This is a genomic window from Corynebacterium glaucum (genome assembly GCF_002287505.1).
In the GTDB taxonomy this organism is placed as follows: domain Bacteria; phylum Actinomycetota; class Actinomycetes; order Mycobacteriales; family Mycobacteriaceae; genus Corynebacterium; species Corynebacterium glaucum.
The window spans coordinates 335625-349764 of record NZ_CP019688.1 but is presented as its reverse complement, the minus strand read 5'-3'; the positions used below and the strand labels follow the sequence as shown (position 1 = coordinate 349764).

Below are 14140 nucleotides of genomic sequence, written 5' to 3'. Positions count from 1 at the left end.
TCACATTCTTGGAAATCCCGGAGCTCAGGTGTTTTTAGTCGAGGTAGATGCCGGCTGCTTCGATGTCGTCGACGAGGGCCTGCATATCCTCGGCTGTGGTGGGCAGGCTGTTGAGTTTTTCGCGGACGGTGCGGACGTGGTCGGGTTGGCCGGTGATGCCGATGCCGTCGCCTTCGGGGTCAAGTTCGAGCTCCGGGTCGACCTGGTTGGTGGTCTGCCAGTACTTCAGAACGCCTTCGAGGAAGTAGCCGTGGGGTAGTACTGCGTCGCCGCGACTGCTTTATCGATGTCGCTGTCGACGAGGACTTGGGCGTACATGGTGTGCTTTCCGGCATCGTCGCCGGCAGATTCATCAAGGGAGACGACGGTTGTTTTCATACCGGAGTCGGTGGTGTGCTCATCGCGGTCGGAGTCGATGTCGGTGTCTGGAGGGCTGAGTTTGGTCGGGATGTCGAGCCCGAGGTGGAAACAGCGGTACTGCTCCAACCACAAGTCAAGGTAGCCTAGCGGGAAATATGCCCAGGGAACGAGTTGGTAGTTGCGTTCTTCGGGTTCTGCTTCGCGGACGGCGCTACCACCCACCCACATCTCAATAGGCCAGTCGGTGGTGTCCACTTCTGCGACATCGAGCGGGTAGTCCAGTTCTCGGGCTACGAACCCGGGCACGCCGGGGCGGTAGTCGCCTGAAACGATGGCGGTTTCCTCACGTGTGAAACCGGGCCAGTCGTCGGAGAGCTTTCCGTCGCGGATAAACGGCCCGCCTTTTTGGAATGCGATGCTCAACAGTGGGAACGGGGGCACGATCCACCGGCTGGTTTCAGTGTGAGTTGCGGGGTCAAGACCGAGTACTCGGAAGTTGTCGTCCGTGGCTGGCACTGCGACAAGAGGTGGGCCAATTTGTTGAAACTTTGTGTAGTAGATGTGGGCTTCGATGTCACCGTTGTGGGTGGGCATACGCAGCCTCGTGTTATCAGTTGGCCGGATCGCCTTCATCGACGGATCGAACTGCATGAAATACGGCATGGATTAGTCTTTCCCCCTCGTTTACTTGTGACGAGCCTTGTCCGGGCGAGGCGTGTCGATGAGATCGAAATAGCTCAGCGAGTCTGCGAGTGGCGAGATTCTCGCGAGCGGTGTGGCAACGATGGTGCCGCGAATCCTGGACCAAAATGCCGCATTTTCCCAGACGGCAGCAAAGTGCCGCTACCCGTAAGATCTGCCTTATGAGCGACGCGAACCTCCCCCGTAAACGCGCAGGCAACGCCGATCGCCAACACGTTGCCGCAATCCTCCATGACGCATTTTCGGATGGTCAACTTTCCCTCAACGAGTTTGACGAGCGCACGCGCGAAGCGTGGGCGGCGGTGTACTCCGATGAGCTTGCTACGTTGACCGCAGACCTCTCCCCTGTGGCCCCCGTGTCCCCTGTGTCCCCCGTCGCGCACTCAGCGTCCGTCGCGGTAACGCGGCCGCGATCAGATGCCCTGTCTTACGTCACCGGGGAATCAGGTGGTTCGGGTACGTCGATTTCAATGATGGGCGGGATCGACCGGCGTGGAGACTGGCATGTTGCGCCGACGCACACCTCGCTGACGCTCATGGGCGCCAATCTCCTCGACTTGCGTCACGCGCGGCTTTCCTCAGCGGAAACCGTGATCAACGCCTTCGCGTGCATGGGTGGCATCGAGATCATCGTCCCTGAGGATGTCCGGGTCGTCGACGGCGGCATTGGCATTATGGGTGGGTTTGGAATCAGAAATGATCGCTCTTGCACTGTGAGGATGGATCAGCTTCCAGCCGACGCACCGGTGATCCGCGTGCGCGGCATGGCGTTAATGGGCGGGGTAGAAATTCGGCGCGCTGCGCGCAACGCGGAGCTATAAGCACGCGCGCGCCGTTCTCACCTCATTTACACTGGTCACATGAGCACTCGCGTTTATGCGGCATCGCGCACGCTGCGAGACATAGCTACCGAATCAGCGATTATCCCCTTCCGGGCAGCGGGTCTTCTCATCAGGCATCTACCGCAGCTTGTCACTCTGGTTTGCCTGGGGCTCGCCGGGCGCCAAGCAGTGATTTGGCTGGCCACGTGGGTGTCCGATTACAGCAGTTTCGCAGCGAGCTTGATCATGCCTCTCGCACCCCTGAGCGTCATGCTGTCGCTGGTCTTTTGTCTCTGGGTACTGCGCCCGTCGCTGCCTTTCCTTTCCGCAATTTTCCCCGAGCTCAGTGAGACGTCGGCACGCACGCGTTTGCTTTCAGCAGGGGGCATGTTGATTTCATTCCTCACCGTCTACGCCACGCACGGCATGCTCAATGAAGACCTCGATGCTTTTCGACGAGCAGCGACCTTCGACGAGTACCAAAACCATTACTTCGACGCGGATTTCTACCGCGCGTTTGTGCACAGCACTGGCGCACTCATAGCACTCATCGTTGGCACGATTGTGCTGCGGAAAATCATCGGTTACTTCACCCTCACGGAACGTGGCCTCGGCTTTACCTACCTTTCGGCCTACCTGGAAGTGCTGTGGATGACCACTGTCTCGGTGTTTCTCACCAACCGCTTGGCTGCTGTGCAGGATTGGGCACTCACTAGGCAAAGTCTGGCGCCGATCTACCGGAAGTTTCTTGAGATCAAAACGAGCATCGGGGATTCGTTCGGCCCCTTGGGGGACGCGTGGGCATGGTTGGCGGCAAAGCTGCCCGCGCTCAACCAACTCGTCACCGTCCCAATCGCATGGCTGACACTGGGCGCAGTGGTCTTCGGCACTTCCCTAGTGGCAAAAGAGGTGAAGGACAAAGCAGCAGAAGCTACAGAAGCTGCGGACGAGCCATCTGACTCACGGGTGCGCACACGTCTCAAGAGTGCCGCGGAACACGAGGCCAAGTACGCTGTCGACGAGGCGGTAAAGCCGGTCGCCGGCCCCCTCAAGACCACGTGGAAAGGGCTGAAGACCCTCTCACGGGCAGGGCTAATCCCGATGACCATCTTCTGCCTGGTGTTCATGCTGTCAACAGTTGTGGAGCTCGGTGTTGTCGAACTTGGTCGGGCCATGCTTGGTCCGCAGGATCCGCAGCTTGGGTACCCGCTAGGCGCCTACATCCTCATCGTTGCTCGCGCAGCCTATCTGCTGGTAGTGGTTTGTTTGATCGCCTCAGCGCTCGACTTCTTCTTGCGCCACTCCTACTCCCCTGCTGCACCGTCCGAGGATTCATCGATGAACTCTGCCGGCTCGGGAAGCACGATCGTCACGTAATGCGGTTTGAGCCATAAAAAGTGCAACTCTGTCGGTCGCACTCCATTGGGCATTGCAATCGGGGCGAGCTTCCTCCACTGCTCCGGCCTCGGTTCTTCCGTGGTCACCTCGCCGGTGTCCCAGTCTTGCTTCGGCCCGCCTGCTCTGGGTGGTGTGCAGCTTTCTCGGGCTTGCAGGTTTTCATCCACGTCGCTTGAGAAGACGAAATCGCTTCGGGGATAATCTTTGCCGTCGGAACCCGTGAACCACATCCCGCACCGCGAAAGTAGTGAATCGGAGGGCGCGTTCCACTCCATGAGGACCAACCAGGTGGTGAACCCGTCGGGTGGATAGATGCCGATCTGCTCGTTGTGCACTATCTCTTGGAAGCCGAGGATCTTGATTTCAGCCTCGTGCGCAAGGTCAGTTGTGGCCTGGGTATCCTGAAGGCCCCACTCCCCAACCGGCAAGCTGAAGTGCCCGCCCTCTGCCGCAACCACATGTTCTTTGGTAAGTGCCCAAGGCCGGTACAGGCTGAAATAAGGTTGCGACGACGCCGCCAGCATCAGGCCCGCAGCAAGAGGCGCTGTCGCCCACCAAATTTTTCTCACAGCTCGAACCTTTCCCTCACGATATCGTGGGTTGCTACCGGGTTCTGGAGCGGAACGACGATTCGCGTTGCCATCGAAGTGTCCTCCGGGCTGAAGTACACCTCGGCGCCGGGAAGCTTTTCCAGCGGCATCTCAAATGCCAGCGTGCATTCAACTTTCAGGCCCGGGTACGCCGAAGGGCAGGCCGTGACAGGCAGCTCGTCGTAAATGGTTCCGTCTGTAGTAACTAGTCGAGCATCCGGTGAGCCCAACGAATCGGGGATGAAGTGGTAGTCGATGACCACCCACGAAGCGTAGGTACTCACCCCGCCTAGAGTCTCGCCGGTGGTGACGCGGACATTGCTGATTTCGCCGAGCAGCGGTGCGCTTTCGTCGTAATTGAACGTCTCGTACGCCAGGTCCTCGGGTGTAGGCAGCTGATCCCGAAGGATCACGCCGAAACTCAGCAACGCAAGCGAGACGACGATCGGCCAGATCCTGCGAGTTACCGTGGTATTAGGATTCGGACTCACTTCAACTTCACCTCCGCGGTGGTCTCCCCGTCGAGCCACCGCTTCGTGCCGTCGAGAATGGAAGTCCGATATTCGCGCGACCGGATATAGAGGATGTCAGCCTCTAACGCCTGGCCGTTGGCTGTGCCATCGTACGGGTCGCTGAAAATCATTGCCAGATCCATGGGCACTGCAGGGTTGAGCGAAAATTGATCACCGAACATGTCTTCCGGCACTTCCCCGATCTCCTTCAGGCGATGGAAAGCCTCATCGAAATCCGGCTGCTGATCCTCGGGAAGGCCAGAATTCTTCAGTGCAAACCCGAGCATGAAGTCGGTTGGGGAAAGTGGACGTGACGCGGTGTTTGTCACCTGCATTTCTACGACCCGGGCACCATCCTTTTCGTAGGCCCGGCGGATTGTGATTTCAAACGGCTCGACTTCGAGCTCCACGGGCGGTTCGAGTGGGTTTTCACCAAGGGGCGCCGAGACGGTGACAAATCCCTCCGGTTCCGCGGCTTCGAACCCGCCCGCGAGGCCGGTGATACCCACCAGGGCGAGCAACGCGACGATTGTTGCGTTCGTGCGGGTGGCTAAATCGCCGGCGACTGACACCACGAAATCGCTCACTGGCCGCCGGTTCTGCGCAGCATGCTTGGAGGGTTTTGTGCCGACAATTCATATTCAAGCAGATTTATACGTGCCCGAATAGGCAAAATCGTATGCAAAAAGCCCGGCCCCACAATGAATTGGGGCCGGGCTGCAACGCGACGCGCCTACTGTGCGCTACATCTGCTCAAAGCCGTACTCGTCGAGGCGGACGGAGGCGCCGGTGAACTCGCCGTAACCCTCGTCGCCGTAGATCGAATCGCCGAAGCTCGGGATCGAGTATGCCGCGGAGCGAGCCGCCTCGGTCGGCTTGACCTGGATGTTGCGGTAGCGGGAGATGCCCGTACCAGCCGGGATCAGCTTACCGATGATCACGTTCTCCTTCAGGCCGATGAGCTTGTCGGAGCGCTTGTTGATCGCGGCATCGGTAAGCACGCGGGTGGTCTCCTGGAAGGAGGCCGCGGACAGCCAGGACTCGGTGGCAAGCGAGGCCTTGGTGATACCCATGATCTCGGAGCGCATCTCGGCAGGCTCGCCGCCGTCGGCCACCGCTGCGGCATTGACCTGGCGTGCCTCGGCGAGGTCGACCAGGGTACCCGGCAGGAACTCGGTAGAACCGGAGTCGATGACGGTACCGCGACGCAGCATCTGGCGGATGATGATCTCGATGTGCTTGTCGTGGATGGACACACCCTGGGTGCGGTACACAGCCTGCACCTCGTTGATCAGGTGCTTCTCCACACCTCGGCGGCCGAGAACCTCGAGCACGTCGTGCGGGTCAGCGGCACCGCGCATGAGGCGCTCACCCACCTCAACACGGTCGCCTTCACGAAGCGAGCGCTCGATCATGGCATCCGGGTTGGACTCCATCGGGCGTCGCACCTGTGCCAGGCCCTGGCGCTTCGACAGTTTCTCGTAGACCACGTCGTCCGAGTCGTCGTCCGGGTGGATGGTCAGCGTCCAGAAGTTGCCTTCGTCCTCGAGCGAGATGGTGCCAGCCACCGACGCGATCGGGGCGCGGTTCTTCGGCACGCGGGCCTCGAACAGCTCCTGAACACGCGGCAGACCACCGGTAATGTCGCCGCCGACACCACCCTGGTGGAAGGTACGCATGGTCAGCTGCGTACCCGGCTCACCAATCGACTGGGCGGCGACGATGCCCACGGCCTCGCCGATGTCCACCAGCTGGCCGGAAGCCATGGACTTGCCGTAGCACTTCGCGCAAACACCGGTCGGGGTCTGGCAGGTCAACACCGAGCGGACCTTGACCTCAGTGACACCGGCTGCAACGAGGGCGTCGATACGCTCCTCGGAGAGCTCCGTGTCAGCCGCCAGCACCACGTTGCCCTCGGCGTCCTTCGCGTCAGCTGCGAGCACGCGGCCGGAGACGGAAGTCTCGACGAGGTCGTGGCGCACGAAGCGGCCGTCGGCACCTGCAGCCGTTGCCACCGGAACCTTGACACCCTGGTGGGTGCCACAGTCCTCTTCGCGGACGATGACGTCCTGCGCCACGTCCACCAGACGACGGGTGAGGTATCCAGAGTCTGCGGTACGCAGCGCGGTATCGGCCAGGCCCTTACGGGAACCGTGGGAGTTGTTGAAGTACTCCATCACGGTCAAGCCCTCGCGGAAGGAGGTCTTGATCGGGCGGGTGATGTACTCACCACGCGAGTTCACGACCATGCCCTTCATGCCCGCCAGGGTCCAGATCTGGCGCATGTTACCGGCCGCACCGGACTTCACGATCATTGGAATCGGGTTGTCGTCCGGGTAGAGATCCTCCACGGCCTGACCCACCTTGTTGGTGGCGTCCTGCCACAGCTCGACCAGACGGTCGTAGCGGTTCTCCTCGGTCAGCGCACCCTTTTCCCAGAACTTGCGCTCGATCTCTTCAGCCTCGCGCTCGTACTCCTCGAGCACCTCTTCCTTGTTCGGAAGCACGAGCACGTCGGACATGGAGATGGTGATGCCGGAACGGGTCGCCCAGTAGAAACCGGCGTCCTTCATCTTGTCCAGCACCTGAGCCACGGTGATCATCGGGTACTTCTCCACCATGGACTGGATGATGTCGCCGAGCAGCACCTTGCCGGAGCCGCCGCCCTTACGCACCATCGCGCCTTCCTGGTACGGGAAGTTGAACGGCAGCAGCTCGTTGAACATGATGCGACCCAGGGTGGTCTCCATCATCCACGGCTGACCCTTCTCCCAACCGTCGGCGAACTGCTCAGCCTCGATCTCCGGCGTCGGACGCAGGTGGTCGATGCGCACCTTGATCGGTGCCTGCAGGCCAAGCACACCGCGGTCGTAAGCCATGATGGCCTCACGGTACGACGAGTACACGCCACGTGCCGGGCCGTTCTCGTCAGCCGGAGCGTAGCCGCCTTCACCACCGATCTCGCCCTCAGACTTCAGCATGGTCAGGAAGTACAGGCCAGTCACCATATCCAGGCGCGGCATTGCCAGCGGCTTGCCGGACGCCGGGGACAGGATGTTGTTGGAAGACAGCATGAGGATGCGGGCCTCAGCCTGCGCCTCGGCGGACAGCGGCAAGTGGACTGCCATCTGGTCACCGTCGAAGTCGGCGTTGAACGCCTCACAAGCCAGCGGGTGCAGCTGGATAGCCTTACCCTCGACCAGCTTCGGCTCGAAGGCCTGAATGCCCAGGCGGTGCAGCGTCGGTGCACGGTTAAGCAGCACCGGGTGCTCTGCAATCGCCTCTTCAAGCACGTCCCACACCTCAGGGTGCTGACGCTCCACCTTGCGCTTCGCGCTCTTGATGTTCTGCGCGTAGTCGTGATCCACCAGGCGCTTCATCACGAACGGCTTGAACAGCTCGAGAGCCATCAGCTTCGGCAGACCGCACTCGTGCAGCTTGAGCTGCGGACCAACGATAATCACGGAACGACCGGAGTAGTCCACGCGCTTACCCAGCAGGTTCTGGCGGAAGCGGCCCTGCTTACCCTTGAGCAGGTCGGACAGGGACTTCAGCGGACGGTTGCCCGGGCCGGTGACAGGGCGGCCGCGGCGGCCGTTGTCAAACAGCGCGTCGACGGATTCCTGCAGCATGCGCTTCTCGTTGTTCACGATGATCTCGGGCGCGCCGAGGTCGATCATGCGCTTGAGGCGGTTGTTGCGGTTGATCACGCGGCGGTACAGGTCGTTCAGGTCCGAGGTGGCGAAGCGGCCACCGTCGAGCTGCACCATCGGGCGCAGCTCCGGCGGGATCACCGGGATCGCGTCCAGGATCATGCCGGCCGGGTCGTTGCCGGAGCGCTGGAACGCAGCGACAACCTTCAGGCGCTTCAGAGCGCGGACCTTCTTCTGGCCCTTGCCCTCGGCGATGATGCCGCGCAGCTCCTCAGCCTCAGCATCGAGGTCGAAGTTGCGGATCAGGGTCTGGATCGCCTCAGCGCCCATGCCGCCGGTGAAGTAGTCCTCGTAGCGGTCGACCAGTTCCTCGTAGAGGTTCTCGTCGATGATCATCTGCTTCGGGGCGAGCTTGGTAAAGGTGGTCCAGATCTCGTCGAGGCGCTCCACCTCGCGCTCGCCAGCCTCGCGGATGTGCTGCATCTCCTTGTCGGCAGCGTTCTGCACCTTCTTGCGGGCAGCAGCGGTCGCGCCGGCGGACTCCAGCTCAGCGAGGTCTTCCTCGAGCTTCTGCGCACGGTCGGCGATCTCGGCGTTGGCGTCCGCCTCGACTTCCTTCTTCTCCACGATCATTTCGGCCTCGAGGGTCGACAGATCGTTGTGGCGCGCTTCGTCATCCACGGAGGTGATGATGTTCGCGGCGAAGTAGATGATGCGCTCGAGATCCTTCGGCGCCAGGTCAAGCAGGTAGCCCAGGCGGCTCGGCACACCCTTGAAGTACCAGATGTGGGTCACCGGAGCGGCAAGCTCGATGTGGCCCATGCGCTCACGACGCACCTTGGACTTGGTCACCTCAACGCCACAGCGCTCGCAGATGATGCCCTTGTAGCGCACGCGCTTGTACTTGCCGCAGGCGCACTCCCAGTCGCGGGTCGGGCCGAAGATGCGCTCGCAGAACAGGCCGTCCTTCTCGGGCTTCAGGGTGCGGTAGTTAATGGTCTCCGGCTTTTTCACTTCGCCGTGGGACCAACGACGAATGTCGTCGGCGGTGGCCAGGCCAATGCGAAGCTCGTCGAAGAGGTTTACGTCAAACACGTAAAAGTTCCTTTTCAGTAGTTTTTGTTCAAGTTCGTTGTAAAGGAACCGTCGATAAGCTCTTTGTGCTTGTCGACGACCCCTTGCCTAGCGCTTATGCAGTGTCTGCCGCCGAGCCCTCATCGCGCGAGAGGTTGATGCCCAGGGAAGAACCTGCCTGATCAAATTCGTCGTCGTCGCCGTCGAGCTCCATCGGTGTGCCGTCGGTGGAGAGGACCTCCACGTTCAGGCAGAGCGACTGCAGCTCCTTGAGCAACACCTTGAAGGACTCCGGAATGCCCGGATCCGGGATGTTGTCGCCCTTGACGATGGCCTCGTAGACCTTCACGCGGCCCACCACGTCATCCGACTTGATGGTCAGCAGCTCCTGCAGGGTGTAGGCGGCGCCGTATGCCTGCATCGCCCACACCTCCATCTCACCGAAGCGCTGGCCACCAAACTGGGCCTTACCACCCAGCGGCTGCTGGGTAATCATGGAGTACGGGCCGGTGGAACGTGCGTGGATCTTCTCATCCACCAAGTGGTGCAGCTTGAGCATGTACATGTAGCCGATGGAGATCGGGTACTTGTACGGCTCGCCAGAGCGGCCGTCGAAGAGCACGGTCTTGCCGTTCTCATCCACCATGACGTCGCCGTCGCGGTTCGGCTTCGTGTTCGCCAGCAGGCCGGCGATCTCGTCGTTGGTCGCGCCGTCGAACACCGGGGTTGCGGTCAGCGACTCAGCCGGCACGTCGTAGAGGTGCTCCGGCAAGGTCTCCAAAAGCTTCGCGTTCTTCGGGTCGTCCGGGTTCACGGTCCAGCCGGCCTTGGCCAGCCAGCCGAGGTGAACCTCGAGGACCTGGCCGATGTTCATACGACGCGGCACACCGTGGGTGTTCAAGATGATGTCCACCGGGGTGCCGTCCGCCATGAACGGCATGTCCTCCTGCGGCAGGATCTTGCCGACGACACCCTTGTTGCCGTGGCGGCCGGCCATCTTGTCGCCGTCCTGGATCTTGCGCTTCTGGGCGACGTAGACACGGATCATCTCGTTGACGCCCGGGCTCAGATCGTCGTCGTCTTCGCGGCTGAAGCGACGCACTGCAATGACCTTGCCGGTCTCACCGTGCGGCACCTTCAGAGATGTGTCGCGGACCTCGCGGGCCTTCTCGCCGAAGATGGCGCGCAGCAGGCGCTCCTCCGGGGTCAGCTCGGTCTCACCCTTCGGGGTGACCTTGCCCACCAGGATGTCACCGTCGCGCACGTCCGCACCGATGCGGATGATGCCGCGCTCGTCGAGGTCCTTGAGCACGTCCTCGGACACGTTCGGGATCTCACGGGTGATCTCCTCGGCACCGAGCTTGGTGTCGCGGGCATCGATCTCGTGCTCCTCGATGTGCACGGAGGTGAGGATGTCCTCCTCCACCACGCGCTGGTTGAGGATGATCGCGTCCTCGTAGTTGTGGCCTTCCCACGGCATAAATGCAACGAGCAGGTTGCGGCCGAGAGCCATCTCGCCGTTCTTGGTGCCCGGGCCGTCCGCGATGACCTGGCCGGCCTCGACGCGGTCGCCCTGGTTCACAATCGGGGTCTGGTTGTAGCAGGTGCCCTGGTTGGTGCGCTCAAAGGTGCGCAGCATGTACGTCTCGCGCGTGCCCTCGTCGCCCATCACGGTGATGTAGTCACCGGTGACGGTCTCAACCACGCCGGAGAGCGCGGAGATGACGGTGTCGCCTGCGTCGTAGGCAGCGCGCTGCTCCATACCGGTAGCAACGTAAGCCGCCTCAGAACGCAGCAGCGGCACAGCCTGCTTCTGCATGTTCGCACCCATCAGCGCACGGTTAGCGTCATCGTGCTCGAGGAACGGAATCATTGCCGTTGCCACGGACACCATCTGGCGCGGGGAAATGTCGAGGTAGTTGACACCCTGCGGACCGACAACGCCGATGTCGCCGTCCTTCAGGCGCACCTCAATGCGGTCGCCCTCCAGGTTGCCGTCCTTGTCCATCGGGGTCGCCGCCTGCGCGATGGCGTAGCGGTCTTCCTCGTCGGCGGTGAGGTAGTCAATCTGGTCGGTGAGCTTACCGTTTTCTACCTTCTGGTACGGCGTCTCAATGAAACCGAACGGGTTCACACGCGCGTAGGACGCGAGCGCGCCGATCAGGCCAATGTTCGGGCCTTCCGGAGTCTCAATCGGGCACATGCGGCCGTAGTGGGACGGGTGCACGTCGCGCACCTCGATGCCGGCGCGCTCACGGCTCAGACCACCCGGGCCGAGCGCAGAGAGACGACGTTTGTGGGTCAGGCCAGACAGGGAGTTGTTCTGGTCCATGAACTGCGACAGCTGCGAGGTACCGAAGAACTCGCGGATCGCCGCAGACACCGGACGCACGTTAATCAGGGACGTCGGGGTGATGGACTCCGCATCCTGCGTGGTCATGCGCTCACGCACGACGCGCTCCATGCGGGACAGGCCCACGCGGACCTGGTTCTGGATCAGCTCGCCGACAGTGCGCAGTCGACGGTTACCGAAGTGGTCGATGTCGTCGGTGTTGATCGGTATCATCTCGCCGTTCGGCGCCTTCATCTCGGCCTCGCCGGCGTGCAGGCGCACCAGGTACTCTAGCGTGGTGGCGATGTCTTCCTCGGTGAGGATCATCAGACCCTCGTGGTCGCCGCCCAGGCCGAGCTTGCGGTTGACCTTGTAGCGGCCAACGCGTGCCAGGTCGTAACGCTTCGGCTTGAAGAAGGCGTTCTCCAGCAGGGACTGCGCAAGGTCGCGCGTCGGCTGCTCGCCCGGACGCTGCTTGCGGTAGATCTCCAGCAGCGCCTCATCGGTGTTGGCCACACCGTCAGACTCGAGGGTGGTCATCATGATCTCGGAGAAGCCGAAGCGCTCCGTGATCTGCTCAGCGGTCCAGCCCAGGGCCTTCAGCAGCACGGTCACCGGCTGACGACGCTTGCGGTCAATACGCACACCAACGGTGTCGCGCTTGTCCACGTCAAACTCCAGCCATGCACCGCGCGACGGAATGACCTTGACCGAGTGCAATGGGCGCTCGGTGGACTTGTCGATGGTCTCGTCGAAGTAGACGCCCGGGGAACGCACCAGCTGCGAGACGACGACACGCTCGGTGCCGTTGACGATGAAGGTGCCCTTGTCCGTCATCAGCGGGAAGTCACCGATAAAGACAGTCTGGGACTTGATCTCCTGAGTGTCGTTGTTAATGAACTCCGCGGTGACGTACAGCGGTGCGGAGTAGTTGATGTCCTTGTCCTTCGCCTCCTCAATGGAGTACTTCACGTCTTCAAAACGCGGCTCGGACAGGGTCAGGCTCATGTTGCCCGAATAGTCCTGGATCGGGGAGATCTCCTCGAGGATGTCCTCAAGACCCGACGTCACGCGGGCGGCGTCCCCGCGCAGTTCCTGCTCGCGCTCGCGCCACTCCGGCGTGCCGACGAGCCACGCGAAGGATTCAAGCTGCACATCGAGAAGCCCCGGAACGGTGACGGGCTCAGCAATTTTGGCGAACGAGTAGCGCTCTGGCGCGCCGGGGATTTCAGCCACTGACCGACTTTGGTTCATGGTCTGGTTTGAGACTGCCAAGTTGGGTCCTTCCAGCACCTAAGGCGGGACACCCTACGCAATCCGTTCTGGCATACAGACTGGCGGTGTTTCCGCTGGTTAGATTAGCAATTGATCTGCTTTCGAAGACCCGCCCCCAGAGACAACAAAGTCACCTTGTCAAACCGGCATCTTCGACGCCGCTTGTACAAGGTTTCACGCGCACACTGGAGACGGCTTCCAGCACAAAGGTCGACTCTATACCACAACCGAAAGTTTGTAAAGGGCACGACGACCGTCCCCCGTGTCGTGTCCTCCCCCGCATCGTGAGCCACCTTCATGCCGTCCGAGGGGTCCTCACGATGCAGGAGGGAGCCTACCAGCACACCGCCCGCAAATTGCAACAACGACACCGAAAATGTTTGCGGGAAGATCCCTCAATTAGGCTGTCTAGCTGCGTCGTCGCGCTCCGGCGACGGTACCGATAAGGCCAGCGATTGCGAGCAACACACCGAGACCAATAGCTATCCAGGTGATGGTTTTCGACCGCGCCGCCGAAGTGACGTTGCCAAGACCTTGCACCAGAGCTTCGACCTGGGCGGGATCCATGGTGCCGTCGTAAAGCACGATGTTCTGGATGCCCTTGCCTGACGCATCGCCGTAATACTGATCGACCTTTTCCTCGATGCCAACGACGAGACCGCTGACCTGATCGACCAGCAGCTCACGCTCGGCGGAGTGGAAGAGGAAGGTGCGAATCTGCTCGCCGTCTGGCCCCTCTTCAATTCCGGTGTTGAGGGGGTCGGCGTAGCGCTGAGCGATGTTGGTGGGCGCGATGTGCTGGCGGAAGCGGTAGATGGTACGACCAGCGATCTCCTCTTCGGCGATGAACTCCGCCGGGGCAGTGCCGCGCAGCGTGGTGTCGAAGACGTCGTAGGTTTCTTTGCGCACATCGGCGGGGAACTTCAGCCACACCCCCTCGATGTCCACCTCGGTGGCAGGCATCCCCATGATGAGTTGCACCTGCGCGGGGCTGCTAGCTTGACCAGTGACGCGGTCCATTTCAAACGCCCATGTGGAGGCGGTGGCCAGGTTGTCGAAATCACTGCCCGCCTCGCCGGCGCGAACGCTGTCTCCGACGCGCACGCTCGCCACATCCGCATCGGAGGGGTCGCGGATCTCTAGGTGCAGCTGACGCGTCACGGGCGCGGACTTACCGTCTCGCATGCCGTTCGGATCCTCGATGGTCCAGGTGACGTCGCCGAGATCCAGTGGCAGGCGGCCGTCGCCAAGCAGAAAACGGGGCGCAACCAGGCCTCCGACGATCAACGCAACGCCGAGACCGACAAAAAGCGCTGACCAAATGCGGGACTGTTGCATGTACGGCACCCTACCGCAAGACAACCCGGCGACGTTTCTCTACCCGCTTACCTGGAAGAACGCGAAACCCCCGCCGCCGCGTTGA

Annotated in this window: 10 protein-coding genes; 3 read left to right on the top strand and 7 right to left on the bottom strand. The window is 61.6% G+C overall.

Annotation, left to right across the window (positions count from 1 at the left end):
- Nucleotides 1–28 precede the first annotated feature (28 nt).
- Nucleotides 29–259, top strand: coding sequence for a hypothetical protein (locus CGLAU_RS01705; protein WP_095659197.1), 231 nt, complete (start codon nt 29–31; stop codon nt 257–259).
- Here CGLAU_RS01705 and CGLAU_RS01700 read toward each other — a convergent pair.
- On the bottom strand, nt 226–1023 hold the full coding sequence (locus CGLAU_RS01700; RefSeq protein WP_095659196.1) for a hypothetical protein: 798 nt from the start codon (nt 1021–1023) through the stop codon (nt 226–228). The genes CGLAU_RS01705 and CGLAU_RS01700 overlap by 34 nt on opposite strands.
- A 200-nt stretch (nt 1024–1223) precedes the next feature.
- Between CGLAU_RS01700 and CGLAU_RS01695 the strand changes: the two genes are divergently transcribed.
- Both CGLAU_RS01695 and CGLAU_RS01690 read left to right on the top strand, forming a co-directional pair.
- On the top strand, nt 1224–1883 hold the full coding sequence (locus CGLAU_RS01695; RefSeq protein WP_095659195.1) for a DUF1707 SHOCT-like domain-containing protein: 660 nt from the start codon (nt 1224–1226) through the stop codon (nt 1881–1883).
- A 39-nt stretch (nt 1884–1922) separates the two neighbouring features.
- Complete coding sequence (locus CGLAU_RS01690) at nt 1923–3260, top strand: hypothetical protein (protein ID WP_157731233.1); 1338 nt, start codon at nt 1923–1925, stop codon at nt 3258–3260.
- Here the strand turns inward: CGLAU_RS01690 and CGLAU_RS12220 are convergent.
- The 6 genes from CGLAU_RS12220 to CGLAU_RS01665 all read right to left on the bottom strand — a co-directional run bounded on the left by CGLAU_RS12220 (nt 3188) and on the right by CGLAU_RS01665 (nt 14055).
- The gene (locus CGLAU_RS12220) at nt 3188–3850 is read right to left on the bottom strand and encodes a hypothetical protein (protein WP_157731232.1); all 663 of its coding nucleotides are present in this window, start codon (nt 3848–3850) and stop codon (nt 3188–3190) included. The two genes, CGLAU_RS01690 and CGLAU_RS12220, sit on opposite strands and share 73 nt — an antisense overlap.
- A complete protein-coding gene (locus CGLAU_RS01685) occupies nt 3847–4362 on the bottom strand; it encodes a hypothetical protein (RefSeq protein ID WP_157731231.1) in 516 nt (171 codons plus the stop codon). The genes CGLAU_RS12220 and CGLAU_RS01685 overlap by 4 nt, the downstream gene beginning before the upstream one ends.
- Entirely contained in the window at nt 4359–4970 is a 612-nt protein-coding gene (locus CGLAU_RS01680; RefSeq protein WP_095659192.1) for a hypothetical protein, read from the bottom strand. Before CGLAU_RS01680 ends, CGLAU_RS01685 begins: the two co-directional genes overlap by 4 nt.
- Nucleotides 4971–5126: 156 nt before the next feature.
- The gene (locus CGLAU_RS01675) at nt 5127–9131 is read right to left on the bottom strand and encodes a DNA-directed RNA polymerase subunit beta' (RefSeq protein WP_095659191.1); all 4005 of its coding nucleotides are present in this window, start codon (nt 9129–9131) and stop codon (nt 5127–5129) included.
- A gap of 94 nt (nt 9132–9225) precedes the next feature.
- Nucleotides 9226–12735, bottom strand: coding sequence for a DNA-directed RNA polymerase subunit beta (gene rpoB / locus CGLAU_RS01670; RefSeq protein ID WP_095659190.1), 3510 nt, complete (start codon nt 12733–12735; stop codon nt 9226–9228).
- A 390-nt stretch (nt 12736–13125) separates the two neighbouring features.
- A complete protein-coding gene (locus tag CGLAU_RS01665) occupies nt 13126–14055 on the bottom strand; it encodes a cell envelope lipid trafficking protein PgfA (RefSeq protein ID WP_095659189.1) in 930 nt (309 codons plus the stop codon).
- Nucleotides 14056–14140 lie beyond the last annotated feature (85 nt).

What these genes read in the sequence shown, in the direction of transcription:
- CGLAU_RS01700 (WP_095659196.1), bottom strand. Translation starts at nt 1,023, where the DNA reads ATGCCGTATTTCATGCAGTTCGATCCGTCGATGAAGGCGATCCGGCCA.
- CGLAU_RS01695 (WP_095659195.1), top strand. Translation starts at nt 1,224, where the DNA reads ATGAGCGACGCGAACCTCCCCCGTAAACGCGCAGGCAACGCCGATCGC.
- CGLAU_RS01690 (WP_157731233.1), top strand. Translation starts at nt 1,923, where the DNA reads ATGAGCACTCGCGTTTATGCGGCATCGCGCACGCTGCGAGACATAGCT.
- CGLAU_RS01665 (WP_095659189.1), bottom strand. Translation starts at nt 14,055, where the DNA reads ATGCAACAGTCCCGCATTTGGTCAGCGCTTTTTGTCGGTCTCGGCGTT.